Consider the following 406-nt stretch of genomic DNA (forward strand, 5'->3'; position numbering starts at 1 on the left):
TCGCTGGATATCGAAACCAGCCGCCACGGCGAGCTGTACTGCATCGGTCTGGAAGGCTGCGGCCAGCGGGTGGTCTACATGCTGGGCCCCGAACCGGAAACGCCGCCAGACGTCGACTTCGAGCTGGTCTTCACCGCCAGCCGTCCCCTGCTGCTGGAAAAGCTCAACGCCTGGTTTGCCGAACACGACCCCGACGTGCTGATCGGCTGGAACGTAGTGCAGTTCGATCTGCGTGTTCTGCAAAAGCACGCCGAACGCTATCGCATCCCGCTGCGGCTCGGCCGCGGCAACAGCGAGCTGGAGTGGCGTGAGCACGGCTTTAAGAACGGCGTCTTTTTCGCCCAGGCCAACGGGCGGCTGATTATCGACGGCATCGACGCGCTAAAATCGGCGTTCTGGAATTTCT

At 62.1% G+C, this 406-nt stretch carries 1 protein-coding gene; it reads left to right on the plus strand.

What is annotated here, in order from left to right; all coding sequences use genetic code 11:
• The coding region (locus M3191_RS18325; protein ID WP_251701745.1) for a 3'-5' exonuclease at nucleotides 1-406 on the plus strand (406 nt) is incomplete at both ends.

The sequence above is a fragment of the Sporosarcina luteola genome (genome assembly GCF_023715535.1).
In the GTDB taxonomy this organism is placed as follows: domain Bacteria; phylum Bacillota; class Bacilli; order Bacillales_A; family Planococcaceae; genus Sporosarcina; species Sporosarcina luteola_B.